The organism is Flavobacterium sp. YO64 (genome assembly GCF_004119505.1).
Classification (GTDB): Bacteria; Bacteroidota; Bacteroidia; order Flavobacteriales; family Flavobacteriaceae; genus Flavobacterium; species Flavobacterium oncorhynchi.
In genome coordinates this window covers 161,983-180,875 of the sequence record NZ_NRQV01000006.1, presented here as the reverse complement: position 1 = coordinate 180,875, position 18,893 = coordinate 161,983, and the positions used below count along the sequence as shown (strand labels likewise).

The following is an 18,893-nucleotide window of genomic DNA, read 5'->3' as shown; positions in this document are numbered from 1 at the left end:
TATGACGCCCCTCAGACAGCAAGATGGAAGTAAACAATAGATTGACTATGAAAAAACCTACTATTTTAAGAACGCTGATTTTTGCCGTTGCAATGTTATTTAATTTTGTGTCCCATTCACAGAATTTAATAGCATTCGATTCTAAGTTCAATAAGAACTTGAAAGAAGATGTATTTTTTAAAGCTGCAAGTCAGCTCGACAACTCAATTAGTTTAAATGATGAAAAAGAAACGTCAAAAACTGAAGCTGTCGCAGCACTTACTAATCCTATAATTCCATATGCTCAACTACCATATGCAGGGCAAGTTGTAAAATGTCCAAATGATGGAAAAGAATTACCCAAGTTATTTTTATGTGGAGGAAACGATTCTCGACCTATCAATATTAATATCACAGATCCTCAATCTATTGTTTGGGAAAGATTTATTTCTGGAGGTGGTTGTGTAACAGTTTCAAACAGTGATTGTGCTAATGAAACCGCTGCAGCATCTTGCTGGAAACAAGTCGGAACTGGAAAAGATTATTTAGCAAATACGGCTGGACAATTTAGAGTAAAAATAGTAGATAAAGCAGGTGTACCTAGTGTTTTTTATTTTAATGTATATCAGAATACTTTAATTCCAACGGCTGTTACTAAAAGCGATATTATTAAAAGCAGCGACGGTAACTGCAAAATAGATGGTAAAATTACCGTTGGGGGGTTCGGAAATGGATATGAATATAGTTTTACTACAACTGGAGCTCCGGGACTATGGGATGTAAATAATACTTTTACAACTAGTACACCGGGTAATTACACGGCTTTTATTAGAATAAAAGATGTAGTAGGATCATGTGAATTTAAAGTTATAAATCTGGATATTAAAAGCCTTACTTTTCAAGTAAAAACTAGTTTTACTTCTCCAAAATGTAATGGCGATCTAGGTAGTGTAAAGGTCATTACAAATGATATCAAACAGGATTATAAATATGAAATTTTTAAGGTTACTGGTACCACTTCTACCTTATTAAATGATTCTCCAATTACCAAAGATTCTGAATATCCTTTTTCAGATTTAGCTCCAGGAAATTATCGAGTAATTACCTCGATTGGGACTGGATGTATGAAGGAAACTAACAATTTTACTATTGCGGCTCCAGCTGCAAAAATAATTGCGAGTGCCACTCTAACAGATGGCTTAACTGCATGTAGTGATAAAGGTATCATTACAGTAAGTCAAAGTGGAGGAACTGCACCTTATCAATATTTTGTGAGTACTGATGGAGGCACCACATTTGTAGCTAATGGAACTAATAATAAGATATCGTTAGTTAAAGCAGGGAGTTATATTATTCGTGTAGAAGATGTAAATGGTTGTTCTGCTTTGACTTCTCCTGTTCCAGTTAATGACCCCCAAAAACCAATCTATGAAATTATTGCAACAGATGGAAATTGTAATGGAGGTCTAGGTCAAATAGAGATAAAAGTTTCAAATGCAAACGGATATACAATGACCTATACTTTTGAAGGTAGCAGCTCAGGGCCAATTATTAAGAATCTGGACCCTGGAAATTACCTTATAGGTGTTAACTATAGTAAAACGGTAAGAGTTAATGGTAAGGATGTAACGACTAAATGTTCTGACCCTGTTGTATCGGTGGCAATAGGAGGAAAACCTGCTTTAACGGCATCTGCGGGTGTCGCTGAATTAGCGGGCTGTGGACCAGTAGGAAATGAGAAACAGGGAAAGATTAGAATTACAAATGCCGAGGGTGGAACTGCGCCTTATAAATACAGTTTTGATTTAAAAAAAACTTGGATAGATCTGAATTGGGCTTATATTGATCCAGTAGTAGATCATAAGGTTTATGTTAAAGATAATGCTGGATGCATATTTGAGATGAGCGGTATAACTTTAAAACCAAAACCTAATGAACCTACAATTAAGATTGATGATCCCGTTTTTAATTGTGATGGAACAGCAACTACAACTGTAACGGTTACAAATGACGTGAATTCTGAATTTATTTATAGTTATTTTATTGATGGCACCGCTAATACACCAATTAATTCAAATGTGTTTAAAAATGTAAGCCAGGGAGATCATACTATAATGGTGAGCTACACTGTAAAAACGGTTCCTACATATAGTAATTTATTGGTAGAAACTTTCGGTTCAGGACCAGACGTTACTTCACCGGGAATAAATACCTTTTATTATAAATGGGAGAGACAAGTAGCTGCTACGCAGGAAAATGGAAGTATTAAATTAAACGATGGTGAATACACAGTTACTGCGAAGATAGTATCTCCACATGGTACTTGGTTAAGTCCAGAAGATCATACTACTATTGCAGGACCAAAGGATCTAAGAGGAAGATATCTGGCAGTTAATATTGGGGATCAAATTCCTACGTCGGCTATTTTGTATCAAAAAGAGATAAAAGATGTTATAGCTGATCAACCCATAAGTGTAAAAATATCTGCAATAAATTTATTGAGAACAGGTCAATTGGGAGCTAATCCTAATATACAGTTAGCGTTAGTAGATCTTGCAGGGAATGATGTTTCGAGTGTTGCTACAGGTGCTATACCTAAAACAAATAAATGGGAAGATTATTTATTAACCTTAAACCCAGGGAAAAATACTAACCTAAGATTTGTTGTGCGTTCTAATGTTCAAGAAGTTGACGGTAATGACGTAGCTATAGATGATATCACGGTTTTTCAAATGCCTAAAATTTGTGGAGCGACAGCTTTGTTCCCAATAGTTGTTGATGGTAGTAAGGCTTTCTCTGCTGGTATAACAGGATATAAAGATGTAAGATGTAGTGGTGAGCAAAATGGAGAAATTACATTATCAGCTAAAAACTTTGATCCTAAAAAAGGATTTCAATATTTAATAGCAGGTGATCCTGCAGGTTGGCAAACTGTAAAACCAGTTCCTGCGGCAACAAGCGGTAGTATAACGTTGAAAAATTTAGCTAGTAAAATTTATAACATTAGTATTCGTTATGATGATACAGCTGGCAGTTGTTCTTTTCCAGTAGCTCAGGAAATTAAATCTCCAAAAAAATTAAAAGTAGATGCTTGGGTAGAGCAGGTATTAAAATGTTCTACTGGAGCAATTATTAAGGCTAAAGCAAGTGATGGAACTCCTGGTTATCGATATGAATTAAGAGAAACGGACGGTGTAACAGTTGTAAAAGCTTTTCAAGATTCAGATACATTTCTTGATATTAAAATAACTGGAAATTATAAAGTTGTAGCCAAAGATTTAAACGATTGTGAGACAGAAGTTTTGGCATCTGTGGATATTGTTGCTCCAGTAAAACCAAAATTAGAAAATGTTACGCCAAGTGTATGTTTTGATAAAAATGCAGGAACAAATATCACAATAAAAGTTACAGATGGAGTACCAGATTATACTTATACAGTAAAATATAATGGAGGTAATCCAGTTGGGCCAAGTGCAACATTTGCAGGACCTACTTTTACTTATAAAGCGCAGAATGAAGGAATTTATGAGTTTACAGTTACCGATAGTTTTGGTTGTGTCTCAGATCCAATTACTCAAGTTATAACGGCTCAATTACTTGCAGCGACTCCAGTTACAACTCCGCTTGATTGCGACGTTGCACCAGCAAATCGTGCAGTTATTACGGGAACAATCGAAGGAGGTAAAGCACCTTTTACAGTAACAATTACTACTGGAGATCAAACAGGAGATTTAGTGGGACCTACTACAACTGGAAACACTTTTACGTATACTACAGCGGTGGCTGGTAATTACACTTTTACAATTAAAGATGCAAATAATTGTACAACAACCAGCGATGCTAAGATAGAGGCATTGGTTCCAATTACATTAGGATCAACAAATGTAAACCCAAAATGTGATAGTTCTAATGATGGAACTATTTTATTAAAACCAGGTGGAGGAACCGGAGTATATACATATAGTAAAGACGATATTACTTATAATAACACATCATATTTTACAGGACTTAGTGCTGGAGTGGCTTATACATATTATGTAAAAGATGAAAATAGATGTAAAAAAAGTATAACTGTTACCTTAACAGCGCCGGATCCAATTAGTGGTACAGCAACAATAACAGTTCCGTATACTTGTGATAGCCCTGCTACAATAACCGTAGGTGCAGTAGTTACGGGTGGAAATGGTGTTTACAAATACACGCTGAATAGAAATGGAGTTGCATTAATTACTCAGACGACAAAGGTTTTTGATAATATTTCTGTAGCAGGAGATTACACAGTAACTATTACAGATAGTAATTCATGTACATTTACAACAACACCAAAATTAACTATTGTAGATTTGAATCCTCCAAAGGGAATGACAATTTCGACAACTACAGCAGCTACTTGTCCGTTGAACGAGGGAAGTGTTACGATTATTAATGTTGTTGATGCTGCAAATACTCCTTTACCAACTGCAGGTTTAGAATATAGAATTGTTTCGCCAACAGCAACAGCGTTTCAACCAAGTAACGTATTTGATAATATTAAAGCTGGTGTTACTTACAAATTTGAAGTAAGAGATGCAAATAAATGTACGTTTGAAAAAACGCATTTAATTGATTTGCCTAAAGACTTTACAGTAACAGGTACTCCAACTAGTATAAAATGTTTTGGTGCTTCTGATGGTTCTGCTATATTTACGGTTAGCGGAATGGTTGTAGGTACTAACTACTCCTATTCAGTAGATACAACACCAGCTATAACAGGATCGGGTACTTCTACAACTGATCCTTTTGATATTACTGTTTCTGGATTAGGCGCAGGTTTACATACTATTGTCGTTACAAATTCAGTTACAAAATGTACAGTTAAAGAAAAGGTAACAGTAGCAGGTCCGGCATCTGCATTAAAATTAAATCCTTCAGATCTTACACATCTTACATGTAAGGTTTTAGGAACAGCAAAAATTAATGCTGTAGGAGGATCAGGAGCTTATACATACACTGTTACACAAAAAGCACCAGTTGTTGGAACAGCAATTAATCAAACAAATGATAATCTGTTTAAAAACTTAGCGGCAGGAACTTATAGTGTTTCTGTAACCGATGGTACAGGATGTAATGTAGCGGGTACAGATTTTACAATTAACCCTGAAGAAAAACCAACAGCAAGTATCGATGCAACTTCGGTTTACTGTGCTGGAGGAGCTGGAGCAACATTAATTGCGACGCCAAAAAATGCACCAAAACCAAATCCTAATTATGAATATAAACTTAATAGCGGTAATTATCAGCCATCAGGTACATTCTCAGGATTAACTCCAGGAAAATATACTATAACCGTTAGAGATATTGTAACAGGTTGTACAGCTGATTTGGCAGAGGAAGTAATTTCATCTCCTTTAAGCGCTAAAGCAGCAATTGATACAGACTTAACTTGTGATCCAACTAGCCCAGAGGCTATCATTGGAGTTACAATTCAAGATGGATACCCAGATTATAAATATAGAGTTAATACTTCAGGGGCTCCTTTCTCAGGATTATATACAGATGTACCAGCAGGTCAAACTAAATTTACTTATCCAGCTTTAGCAGGAACTCACTATTTTGAAATTACAGATAGCAAAGGCTGTACAGTTGTAGTTTCTCAAACTGTAAATTCTACTGTAAAACCTGATTTTAATACAGTAGAAAGCGTTGTTTTATGTAAAGGAGATAAAACAGGAAGCATTACAGTAAATCCAGTTCTTGCAGGATCTTATACCTATGAGGTAACACCAATTACTCCAGCAGGTACAAAAATTACACAAACAACAAACGTATTCGAAAATTTAGGTGCAGGAACCTATAGTGTTGTTATTATTGATGCTAAAAAATGTGCTTCGGATGCTAAAACGGTTACGATTAAAGAACCATTAGTTGCACTAACAGCGGATGCAGGTGTTGATGTTAAGTTAACTTGTGATACTTCAAATAATGCGCAAAAAGCAACAATTAAAGTAACGGCTTCAGGAGGTACTCCTTACCCAGCGCCAGATCTTTATAGATATAGTTATAATGGTAAAACACCAGTTACTTCAAATACATATTCTACAACTGCTTCAGGCAATGTGACTGTAGATGTTTATGATGCTAACGGATGTCATGTTCCTGTAACAGGTGGTGTAACTATTGATGCATTAAACCCGCCAAAAGCAATTGCTTTTGCTCCGCCAGCAGCAATTACTTGTGAGACAGGACATGATAAAACAAGCTTAACTTTAACAGTAACAGATGGTGTATTGCCATTTACATACGAAATTACTAGTCCAACGGCTACTGCTGTGACAGGTGTAAATTCAAATTCTTATACATTTACAAGTTTAGCTCCTGGACATTACTACTTTACAGTTACAGATGCAAACAAATGTATTGTAAAAGATGATTTTGAAATTTTAGATGTTGTAAAAATTCAAGCTACAGGATCAATTACAAGTAACGTAACTTGTAACGGACTGAGCAATGGTTCTATTAATTTCACAATTTCTGGAAATAAAATAGGAGGTTATACTACTAAATTAGTTGGAAGTATTTCAGGTGATATTTTATTAACTCCTAGTATAACAGCTAGTCCATCAAATCCAGCAAATGATGTAGTTACTTATGCAGGACTAAAAGGTGGTGAGAAATATACTTTCACAGTTACAAATGATGTAACAAAATGTTCTGCTACAAGCGAAGTAACTCTTGCAGATCCAGTTCTTGTTGAAATTACTAAGGTTACAGGAACAAAAGTTTTCTGTGCGCCAAACGTTAAGACAACCATTGTAGTAACGGCACAAGGAGGAAAAGCACCTTTAAAATATGCAGTAGTAAAAGCTGGAGTTACACCAACAGCTACTGATTTTGTAGATGCTAATACTTTTATTAAAGATACAAGTGTAGATGGTTTAGATTATGATGTATATGTTCAAGACGGTAATAGCTGTCCTACGCAAACATCAATTTCTATTACAAGAAACGATTCTCCAAAAATTGACCCAGTAACAGCACCACTTTGTTATGCTGGTGCTGCATTTAATGTAACAATTACAGGATCAGTTTATTCAGGATCAACAACAAAGCTTTACGGATTAAATGGCGTTTATAACACAAATGATACCAAATCAATCACAGGGCCAGGAAAATATACATTAGGTATTAAAGATGATAATGGTTGTGAGGATACTACTATTATTACTGTTAACGATCAATTGAAGATTACAGTAACTCCTGTTAAAGATTTAACATGTGCTGTTTTACCTCCATATACTACTACAGATGCCCAATTTACATTATCTGCAGAAGGCGGAGTAGGTCCTTATACATACAGAGTTTCTCGTAATGGAGGTGGTTATACAACAACAGGAATTACAGGAAGTACTTTTTCAACAAGCCAAGATGGAGATTACAAATTTGAAGCTACAGATTCTAATACTCCAGCATGTTCTATTATTTCAGGCATATTTAAAGTTACGGATCCAGAAAAACCGACAGCAACAGCAATTAGCACTAATCCTAAATGTAATAATGAAGCTGAAGGCACAATTACTGTAACTGGATATGGAGGTGTTCCAGGATATCAATATAGAATTAATGGAGGTGCATGGCAAGATTCGCCAGTATTTACTGATCTTGCTGCAGCAGTAGCTCCAGGTACTATTTACAATTATCAAGTTATTGATACGAAAGGATGTATTAGCGATGCAAAAGATATTACTTTAGTACAACCTGCTCCGCTTATTGTAGATAGAACATTAGTAGGTATTACTTGTAATGTTTCAAATGGTGCTTCTTTAGGATCAATTTCAATTAATAAAGTTTCGGGAGGTACTGGTCCATACGATTATTATGTAACAGGAAAAAATTATAGTAAATCATTTTCTAATGTTCCAGGAACAGCGCAAGTATTTGAAATCGTTGATTTTGGTATTTACGAAATAAGAATTTTAGATGCAAATGGTTGTCCTTATATTGAAGAAGTAACGATTACTTCTCCACCAAACGATTTAGATATTACAGTTACTGCACCACCACCGGCAGATTGTTCTGCTTTAGGTTCTGCAACTGTAGCAGTAGGAAGCAATACATCTATTCCAGTAGGAAATGGACCATTTTACTTTAGTTATTATACTGGCGTTGTACCTGTATATCCAACTAGTGGAACTTGGTATCCAGAGTCTTCTCCTTTACAAGCAGTTATTAATGGTTTAGTTCCTGGAGTTAGATATACTTTTATTGTTTATGATAGTAAATCGAAATGTTACTATTATGAGATTGCTGATATGCCTATTCCATCAAATTCAACACTTGATGTTAAGGCGCCAACTGCACAGAATGTTACTTGCACAGGCAGCGGAGATGGTAAAGTTAGTTTTGATGTTACTAGTACTTACGGAACAGATACACCAATCAAATATCAAGTTTACGATGCATTATCATTAGCTCCTTTACCAATTACTGGTTCAGGAACTGTTCCAGCAAATGGTACTTTAACTATTAGTGGTTTTGGAGCAATGGCTCATGGAGATTACTTTGTATTAGTTACAGAAGATACAGGTGCAACAAACGCAGGTTGTAGTAAATCTACAGCAACGTTCTCTATTAGACAATCACCGATGATATTAGGTGTTGACTATGAAATTGTACAAAATGATAATTGTAAAACTGACGCTGGTATTATTAAAGTAACTGGTAAAGATGGAGCGGGTTCATACCGTTATATGGTAACAACAACTCCAGGAACACCATCAGCAACAGATGCTGCTTGGACAACAAATCAAATATTTTATAGAGATTCAGCAAATTATTACGTTTGGGTAAAAGATGCTTACGGATGTATTAAAGGAAGTCCAGTATTCTTGTTACCATTAGATCCTGACCCAATAATTGATCTTCAAGTAGAAGATTTATGTGCTGTTGAAGGAAATTATCAGATTAATGTAGACTTAACAAACGCAACTACTGCGGTTGGACCGTTCTATATAAGTATAAATAATAATACGAATTATGTTCCAGTTACTAGTTTCCCTTATGAAATTAAGGGACTTAATTCAGGAAGCTATGATATTTATGTTAAGGATAAAAATGGTTGTGATGTAAAAGAAACTATCATTATTACTCCAACTCCAAAAGCAAATGCAGAAGTTACAACAGATTTAGTTTGTGATGCTAGTGGAGCAGTAGGTCCAAATGCTATCATTACAGTGACTATTACAAATGGTACTGGTACTCCTAATTTTACATATGCTGTTAAAAAAGGAACGGGAACATTTGGTGGTGATACTCCAATTTTACCTGCAGGTTCAAGAACTTTCACTTATCCAGTTGCAGCTACAGACGCAGATTCTTATGTATTCTTAATTAAAGATGCAAACGGCTGTGAGATACAAACAACTCCAGTAGCTGTTGACCCGATTGTGCCAATTGTACCAGATGCAACTCCAACTCAACCATTATGTTTTGGAGGAGAAGGAACCATGTTACTATCTGCAAAAGGAGGTAAAGGCAAGTATGAATATACATTACTAAGAACTTTACCAGCAGGAGGAACTTTAATTACACAATCAACTCCATTGTTTGAGAATTTAATTGCAGGTGATTATACTTATACTGTTAAAGATGAATTGGGTTGTGTTGTAACTGGTACTCAAACTTTAGGCCAGCCAACAGAATTGATATTAGATACGCCAACAATTGATCAGCCTTTATGTGGTGCAAATAATGCTCCACAACAAGCAAAAGTTGTTTTAGCGGGACACGGAGGTACTGGTGCATATGAATATAGTTTTAATAATAGTGACTTCAGTGCAGATACAAACATTTTCTATGTAGATCAAAACGGAGCAAGTCAAACTATTCCGTATGCAATTAGAGATGAAAACGGTTGTCCTAAAACAGGAAATGTAACTATTTTATGGTTAGATCCTCCTAAGAATTTTGATCTAGATCAACCAGATCCAATTACTTGTTTAAGAACAAGTACTAGTGTAGAAATCAAAAATGTAACTGGTGGAATTCTGCCGTTGACTTATCAGATTGTTTCAAATACTGGAGCAATAATTACAGAGAATAACAATAATCCATTATTTGGTGGTTTATTGCCTGGTGATTATATATTCCAGGTAACTGATGCAAATAAGTGTATCAAACAGATAAAACATACTGTTAAAGACGTTATCAAGATTGAGATTACGCCTCAATCTACAACAGATATTACTTGTTTAAATGCCGGCGACGGAAAAGCTAGTTTCTTAGTAACAAGATTTAATTCTAGTTATGATTATGAATTAGATTCAAGCGGAACAACAGTAACAATGACAGTTGGAACAATCGATTTAACAGGATTAGCTCCAGGCCCTCATAGTATCAAAGTGACAGATACTGAGACAGGATGTCCAGCTACATTTAATTTTGATATCTATACTGTTACAAAAGCCTTAGATTTTACTGTTGATGTTACACCATTAGGATGTAAAACGACAGGTGCAGTAAAACTTGAAGCATCAGAAGGATGGGGGGGTTACACGTACACTGTTACAGAACCAGCGCCAGCAAGTACAGTTTTACCATCAAATACAGATGGAGTTTTTGCTGGACTTACTAAAGTTGGAGTGTATACTGTTTCGGTAAAAGATGCAAAAGGCTGTGAAGTAACAAAAACATTCGAATTAAAAACACCAATTGAACCAGTTGCTTCAATCGATGCAGCATCAGTATATTGTTATACAGGTTCAGGTGTTGGACAAGGCGCAACAATTATAGTTAATGCATCTACACCAGGTACACCAGAGTATACGCCAGTTTATAAATATAGTATTGACAACGGAAAAACTTGGCTTACAAACAATACATTTACAGATTTAGCGCCAGGTAACTATCAAGTTACAGTAATAGATCAATATGGATGTCAGGCAGTGGCTTCTGTTCCAGTTGAAATTAAAGGTCAAATTTTCGCTTCAGCAAAAATAGATACCGAAATTTTCTGTGGTCCTGTTGATGGAACCATTAAAATTACTGCTGTAGGTGGTTATGGTTCTTATACTTATACCGTTAAGAATCCTGCTGGCGTAGTTTCTGGTCCAACAGCATTCCCAGCAGGATTAGACACTGCTTATCATACCGTTCTAGCTGCAGAGACAGGAAACTATGAAATTGTAGTTTATGACGCAAGAAATTGTTCTTATGTCATTACAGAAAAAGTTGTTATGAATCCTCCAACTCCGGTAGATTTATTAATAACAGATATTGATATTACACCAGTAGACTGTAATGCTCCGCAAGGAACAAATAACAACGGAACTATTACTGTAAATTTAAGACCAGTAAATAATAGCGATAGTTATAATTATACACTTACACCAACGGTACCAGCTGGTTTACCTAAAACGCAAAGTATCAATGTATTTAGCGGATTAGCTCCTGGAAAATATAATGTAAGTGTTACTTCAAACTTAAATTGCGAAGCAAATGTAGATGTTGAAATAACAGATCCAGTTGCAGTAACTGCTACAGCTGATGCAGTACCGTTTAGCTGTACTGTAAATCCAACTAAAACAACTGCAGTTGTTACAGGTGGAGGAGGTACAGGTACTTATACTTTCAGTATAGATGGTATTCGTTATTTCGCAAGTAATAGCATACCTGCAGATAATAAATATACATTTGAGTTAGGAGATAATGGAAGTGTTCAAGATCCAACTTTTTATGTGAAAGACTCGAAAGGTTGTTTACAAACAACAAAATTGACTACAGCATTAAATCCATTACCTAAATTAATGTCTGTTGAAGGTCTTTTTGGTCCAAAAATGGACTGTCTTAATGGCGAGCAGGAAATAAATGTAACGATTACTGGAGGAAGTAATTCGCCTAATCCATTTACTTATAATGTATACAGAGACGGTATATTAATTGCCGGACCATTTCCTGTTACAGGAAATACGTTTACGTATAATGCTTCAACAGTAGGAAGTTATTATGAGTTTGAAGTTTTGGATAATAATACAGGATGTAGTTTAAAATCTACTTCATACGAAATTCCAGTTTTCGACAAAGCAAAAGTGGTTGCAAGCACTTATGCAAACGTAGATTGTAGCGGCAATGCTTCGGGTTCAATCGAAATTAATATCTTAAATTATTCTGGAAAATATGATTATGCAGTTTATAAAGGAGCAACGGCAGTAGCTGGAGCTTCAGGTTCTCATGATACTGCTGTTTCTAATCCATTTGTAATTCCTTCCGGATTACTTGAAGGAAACAATTATACAGTAAGAATTGTAGAAACTGATTTCCCAAGTTGCCCTGCAACTTCAAATTCAGTTATTATTACTGAGCCGGATCCTTTAGATTTAAGCGGATTTAAGGTAAGCGTTAAAAATCAGAACTGTCATGATTTAAAAGCAGTTCTTACTATTGATCCTACAACAATTGTAGGAGGAACATCTGGATATATGTATGCAGTAGTACCTACAACAACGCCGCCAACAATTCCAGCAGGTGGAAATTATGAATCATTTACTACTATAGAAATTGCTACAAGTAAAGTGTCTCCGCAATTCGATTCTTACGATGTATATGTAAGAGATGCACAAAATTGTTTCGATCATGTAACAGTTAACATATCACAAGATCCAATGCCAAGTATTACTTCGGCAATACCTACACAATGTCCAAGTACAGCAGGTACTTATGATATTCCTGTAATAGCAACTGGATTTACTCCAAATCTTGAATACAGCTTAGACGGAAACAGCTGGGGAACAAATAGTATTTTGGTAGTAAAAACTACAGGAGATCACACTGTATATGTTCGTGACGAGAATAAATGTGTGGTTACTCAAGTAGTTCATATTTTAGAGCCGCTAAAATTATTGTATGACGACAATATTATAAATCCTATTTGTAATGGAAACGAAGGTGAAGTAACATTAATTGCTTCAGGAGGTACAGTAATACCAAGTTATGAATACACTAAAGACAATTGGCTACATATTCAAACAACACCTGTATTTAGTGGTTTGACTCCTGGTAAATACACATTTAGTGTTAGAGATAGAGGAACAAATTGTACAAAAGATGTAGAAGTTGTTTTTGAAATTCCAAATACAGCGATCGACTTTAGTTTAACTCCATCAAAAGTACTTTGCAACGGAGGAAGCACAGGTAGTATTACTGTAAATATGGCTGCTCAAACAACAACAGTAAACAATAATCCTGTTTATACTTACGCAATCCATCCATCACCAATTGGAGTGGTTTTAGTTGGTAATGTATTTACAAATCTTCCTAAAGGAACGTATACAGTTACAGTAACTTCAGGAAAAGGTTGTACAGTTGATAAAACTATTGACGTTGAAGAACCGTTGGCAATCACGGTTCCTAATCCTGATGTAGTAGAATTTGGATGTACAAAAGTAAATAAAGCGAATGATGCTACAATTACAGTTGGTCTGCCAACTGGTGGTTCTAACGATTATAAAGTTTATGAATTTTTGAAAAATGGAAATCCTATTCCAGTTCAAAGAGGAGATAATCCTGTTTATATCGAATCAGATCTATTAGGAGGTAACTATGTAATCAATGTTTACGATACTAATGGTTGTTTAGGAACAACAACTGCAGTAATCAAACCATTCGTGGCTATTGATTTTGCAACTCCTTCAGCAATTACAGTAACTAAAGCAATTACATGTATTAATGACGAAGATATTCAGGTAAATGTTACTACAACAGGAACAACTACACCAATGCCGGTATTGCTTTACAACTTAAAAGGAATCAGCACAGGAAGTATTATCGACATGACAAACAATGACGGAGCTTTTACTGGATTAACGATAGGAAATTATTTAGTTACAGTTACTAATCCAATCACAGGATGTACTATAACTATGATTCATTACGTAAACGATCCAAATACATTTGATTTAGTGGCAAGTAATATTAAAAATGTTATTTGTTATGGAACTGCTACTGGAAGTGTAGATTTAACTTTTGTTGACAATCAAGTAAATCCAGATGAAGCAGGACCATTTGAGTACACAATTACGGGACCAAAAGGAACTAGTCCATTACAAACCACTACGGGGGTTATGATCACTATTCCTAATTTAGAAGCAGGATTTTATACTGTTAAAGCCAAATTGAGTGCTACGCCAAGCTGTGAGGTAGAAACAAGTTTTTCAATTGCAGAGCCAACTGCGGCATTGTCTATTTCAGTAAACTCGACTCCAATTAGTTGTGATCCAGGTAATGATGGTACAATTACTGTTGGAGCTGAAGGCGGATGGCCAGGAAGTTATCTATATGAATTGGTAGGCGTTGGTCCGGGTGCAATAAGTGTTGCTTACTCACAGCAGTTTTATTTTGAAAATCTAACACCAGGAAGTTATACTGTAAATGTTAAAGATCTTTCTGGATGTGTTCAAACAGAAACTCTAACGTTAAAAACGCCAGATGCAATATTAGTTACAGCCAATGCAACTGTAAGTGCTTTATTGTGTAACGGTGATACAAGTGGAGTTATAACAGTTGATTTACCAACAGGAGGTCAAGGAACTAATTATTCTTATATTTTAAACTATCTATCTTTAGTTCCTGTAGTTTCATCTGCACCTCAAAGCCAACCTGTTTTCTCAGGCTTAGCAGCTGGAACATATTCAGTAACAGTTGTTGATGGTCTTAACTGTGTTTCACAACCAAGTGCAGAACTAGTGATAAATGAGCCATCTAAAGTCGAAGCCGAATTAAAACTGGCTACAGGAATAACTTGTAAAACAAGTGCAACATTGACTTTAAGTGCAATAGGAGGTACTGGACAATATGAATACAGTACAGACAAAACTTTTGCTGTAATTGCAGGTCAATTTTCTTCATCAGTGACATTTGCTGTTGGATTAGGTGATCATCAATACTATGTAAGAGATTCTAGAGGATGTGTTGGAGCTATCTCTAATAATATTACCATAAATCCTGTAACGCCATTAGATCTTAAGTTAGATTTAATCAATGCAGTAGTTTACTGTAAAGGAGATTCAACAGCAGTTATTGATGTTGAAGGTGTTGGTGGTTTAGGAAATTATATATATACTTTGCTTGATAGCGCAGGTGGAATAGTTCGACCAGCACAACCTAGTGGTTATTTCGATCTGCTTCCAAAAGGAGTTTATGTTGTAAGAGTAGACAGTGGTGATTGTCAGTACTCTTCACAAGCAATAACAATAAATGAACCTGCAGAAGCATTATCTGTTACAGCAACAGTAACTGATGTGACATGTTTTGGAGCTGACGATGGTAAAATAGTAATCGCTGCAACTGGAGGTACAGGAGTTATTCAGTATGCAATTTCGCCAAATTTAGGTTTATTCGATACTAAATCTGTCTTTGATCGTTTAGTTCCAGGTTTATACCAAATTATTATTCAAGACGAAAATTCATGTTTCCAAATTATAGAGCGTGAAATCAAAGAACCAACGGTTTTAGAAGCGAAAGTAGTAGGACCTATTATCCAAGAAATATGTGATGGAGATAAAGACGGTGCATTTACCATAGAAATTACTGGAGGAAAACCACCTTATAGTATCAGTCTTGATAATGAAAACGGAACTTATGCACCAGTTATTGGTACACAGCATAGTTTTGCTAACCTTAAAGGAGGAGCACATAAAGTGTTTGTTAAAGATGCTACTTGTTTAACTTCAAGAGACGTTATAATGGACAAAGCAGTTGTTCTTGATCCAATTACCGAAGTATCTTACCACTGTGTCGACAATGCACAAGCAAACATGGTAGTTGTAAAAATTGATGACAGCAATGATATTGCCGATGTTGATTACTCACTTGACGGAACAGGAACTTATCAGCCAAGCAACGTCTTTACAAACGTGGCACCAGGAACTCACTTCATTGTAGCAAGACATACAAATGGATGTGAGACGCCAACAACAAGTTTCAAGATTGTTTCATACGAACCTTTAGCATTAACATTAGCCGAAGACAAAGGAGTATGGAACATCATTAAAGCAACTGCCACAGGCGGTGGAGGTGATTACGAATACAGTATCGATGGAGTAAACTTTAGTACTAAAAATGAGTTCAAAATTTACAAAACAGGTACTTATACCATAACCGTAAGAGATAAAAACGGCTGTACAGTTTCTCAAGATTATTACATTAAGTATATTGATGTTTGTCTTGATAATTACTTTACACCAAACGGAGACGGCGTTTACGACACTTGGGGACCAGGATGTACTAATATCTATGACAAACTGGAGTTCTCAATATTTGACAGATACGGTCGTATAATTGCTAAATATCACTATGGTCAAAAATGGGATGGTAGATACAACGGTGCTGAATTGCCTTCTGGTGATTACTGGTATGTTCTTAAACTAAATGACGAGAATGATGCAAGAGAGTTTGTTGGACATTTCACTTTATACAGATAACAAAATAAATGCCCCTATGATGTTGTCTAAAAAAATTATTACAATGAAAAAGTTTATTTTATCCTTAGTACTCATGGCTGTAACAACAAGTTACAGCCAAGAGTTAAACCTACCAGTATTTACCCAGTATTTGGCAGATAACCCTTTTGTAATTTCACCAGCATTTGCAGGAATTGGTGATAATCTTAGAATTCGTGCCAACGGCCTTACACAATGGGTTGGGATTAAAGATGCACCCGATAATCAATCGCTGTATGCCGATTTTAGAATTCTAGACCGTTCAGGAGTTGGTTTAAATGTTTACAATGATAAAAATGGATATACCAGACAAACAGGAGCAAAAGTTTCATTTGCACACCATTTGATTCTTGATTATTATTCCAAACAATATTTGTCTTTTGGACTTTCATACAACTTCAATACATTTAGAATCGATATTGATGAATTTAATAACACGATCGAACGTCCAATTTTGGATCCAGCCGTTACAGATAACCGTTATACAACAAATAGCAACTTCGATGTTAGTGCGCTATATCGTAACAAAGGATTTTATGTAAGTTTTAATGCCAATAACGTCTTAAAAAAGAACACCGATAAATATCGTGGTGTAGAACCTAGTTTGCTTTCAAACTATCAAGTATATACAGGTTTTGTATTTAATGACGGCGAAAATAGACGTATAGAATACGAACCATCAATTTACTATCAGTATTTTGCCAGCGATAAGCGTTCAACAACCGATTTCAACTTTAAGTACAGACGTTACAATCGTTACGAAGATTATTATTGGATTGGAGTTTCATACCGTTTCTTAAACGATCAATTTCCAAAACCACTTTCAGTAGGACCAATGCTAGGTTTCATGAAATCAAAATTCTATTTTGGATACTCCTATCAAGTAATGTTCAATGATTTAGGAAGTTACAATACAGGTACACATTCAATTACAATTGGTTTTGATTTCTTCTCATCAATCAGTAACTGTCCTTGTACACAAAGTCCAGTACACGATTAATAAGAACCGCAGTAAAAATTTTATAGAATAAAACATTTTTTGTTTTATTTCATAATTTACATCGTTTTCGTTGTTAATCAACAGTTATTTTTGTTTTTTTCGAATTTAAGACAACTGTAAAAGTTCTATATTTGTTTTTCTTTCAAAAAAACTAAAAAATTATAAAATGAAAACTTTAAGCGATTTCGATTTTAAAAATAAAAAGGCAATTATCCGTGTTGATTTTAATGTGCCGTTAGACGAGAATTTTAATGTAACTGATACGACACGTATTGATGCAGCAAAACCAACAATTGATGCTATTTTAGCACAAGGAGGAAGCGTAATTTTAATGTCGCACTTAGGAAGACCAAAAGGAGCAGAAGAAAAATATTCGTTAAAACATATTTTAAAAACAGCTTCTCAAATTTTAGGAGTTGAGGTTAAGTTTGCTGAAAACTGTATTGGAGAATTAGCACAAACAGCAGCTAAAAATTTAAAGCCAGGAGAAGTTTTATTGCTTGAAAACTTACGTTTTCATGCTGAAGAAGAAGCTGGAGACGTTGCTTTCGCAAAAGAATTAGCATCTCTTGGAGATATTTATGTAAATGATGCATTTGGTACAGCACACAGAGCTCACGCATCAACAACAATTATTGCACAGTTTTTTCCAAACGAAAAATGTTTTGGAACATTACTGGCAAAAGAAATAGAAAGCTTAAACAAAGTACTTAAAAACAGTGAAAAACCAGTAACAGCAGTTTTAGGAGGCTCAAAAGTTTCTTCTAAAATTACCGTTATCGAAAATATCCTTGACAAAGTAGATCACATGATTATTGGTGGTGGAATGACTTTTACTTTCGTTAAAGCACAAGGCGGTAAAATTGGTGAGTCAATCTGCGAAGATGACAAACTAGATTTAGCACTTGAAATTTTAAGATTAGCAAAAGAGAAAAATGTACAAGTTCACATACCAGTGGATGTAGTTGCTGCTGATGATTTTTCAAACACAGCAAATACACAAATTGTAGATGTAACAGCAATTCCTGACGGATGGCAAGGACTTGATGCAGGACCAAAATCTTTAGAAAACTTTAAAAAAGTGATTTTAGAGTCAAAAACAATCCTATGGAACGGTCCATTAGGCGTTTTCGAAATGGAAACATTCTCTAAAGGAACGATTGCTTTAGGTGATTATATTGCCGAAGCAACACAAAATGGAGCATTTTCATTAGTTGGAGGCGGTGATTCAGTTGCAGCCGTAAAACAATTCGGTTTTGAAGACAAAATGAGCTATGTTTCTACTGGTGGCGGGGCAATGCTTGAAATGTTAGAGGGAAGAACTTTACCTGGAATCGCTGCGATTTTAGACTAAAATATCACATTTAACATTTTTTTGCATAGTTTTCTTCGTTAAACCATTTATTTTTGCAAAAACGAGGTCTTATAATTATTTGAATTATAAG

Annotated in this window: 3 protein-coding genes; all 3 read left to right on the top strand. The window is 35.3% G+C overall.

Going from position 1 to position 18,893, the window contains the following annotated elements; genetic code table 11:
• Positions 1 to 47 precede the first annotated feature (47 nt).
• Positions 48 to 16,430 carry a T9SS type B sorting domain-containing protein gene (locus BOW57_RS06475; protein WP_164973673.1) on the top strand — a complete coding sequence of 5,461 codons (16,383 nt, stop codon included), beginning with the start codon at positions 48 to 50 and terminating at the stop codon, positions 16,428 to 16,430.
• A 43-nt stretch (positions 16,431 to 16,473) separates the two neighbouring features.
• A complete protein-coding gene (locus BOW57_RS06470; protein ID WP_241687399.1) occupies positions 16,474 to 17,448 on the top strand; it encodes a type IX secretion system membrane protein PorP/SprF in 975 nt (324 codons plus the stop codon).
• Positions 17,449 to 17,614: 166 nt separating this feature from the next.
• Positions 17,615 to 18,802 (top strand): phosphoglycerate kinase, encoded by a 1,188-nt coding sequence (gene pgk / locus BOW57_RS06465; protein WP_129053445.1) that lies wholly within the window; start codon positions 17,615 to 17,617, stop codon positions 18,800 to 18,802.
• Positions 18,803 to 18,893 lie beyond the last annotated feature (91 nt).

Bases quoted from the DNA above. Each gene is read 5' to 3' on its own strand.
- BOW57_RS06475 (WP_164973673.1), top strand. From the start codon at position 48: ATGAAAAAACCTACTATTTTAAGAACGCTGATTTTTGCCGTTGCAATG.
- BOW57_RS06470 (WP_241687399.1), top strand. From the start codon at position 16,474: ATGAAAAAGTTTATTTTATCCTTAGTACTCATGGCTGTAACAACAAGT.
- pgk (WP_129053445.1), top strand. From the start codon at position 17,615: ATGAAAACTTTAAGCGATTTCGATTTTAAAAATAAAAAGGCAATTATC.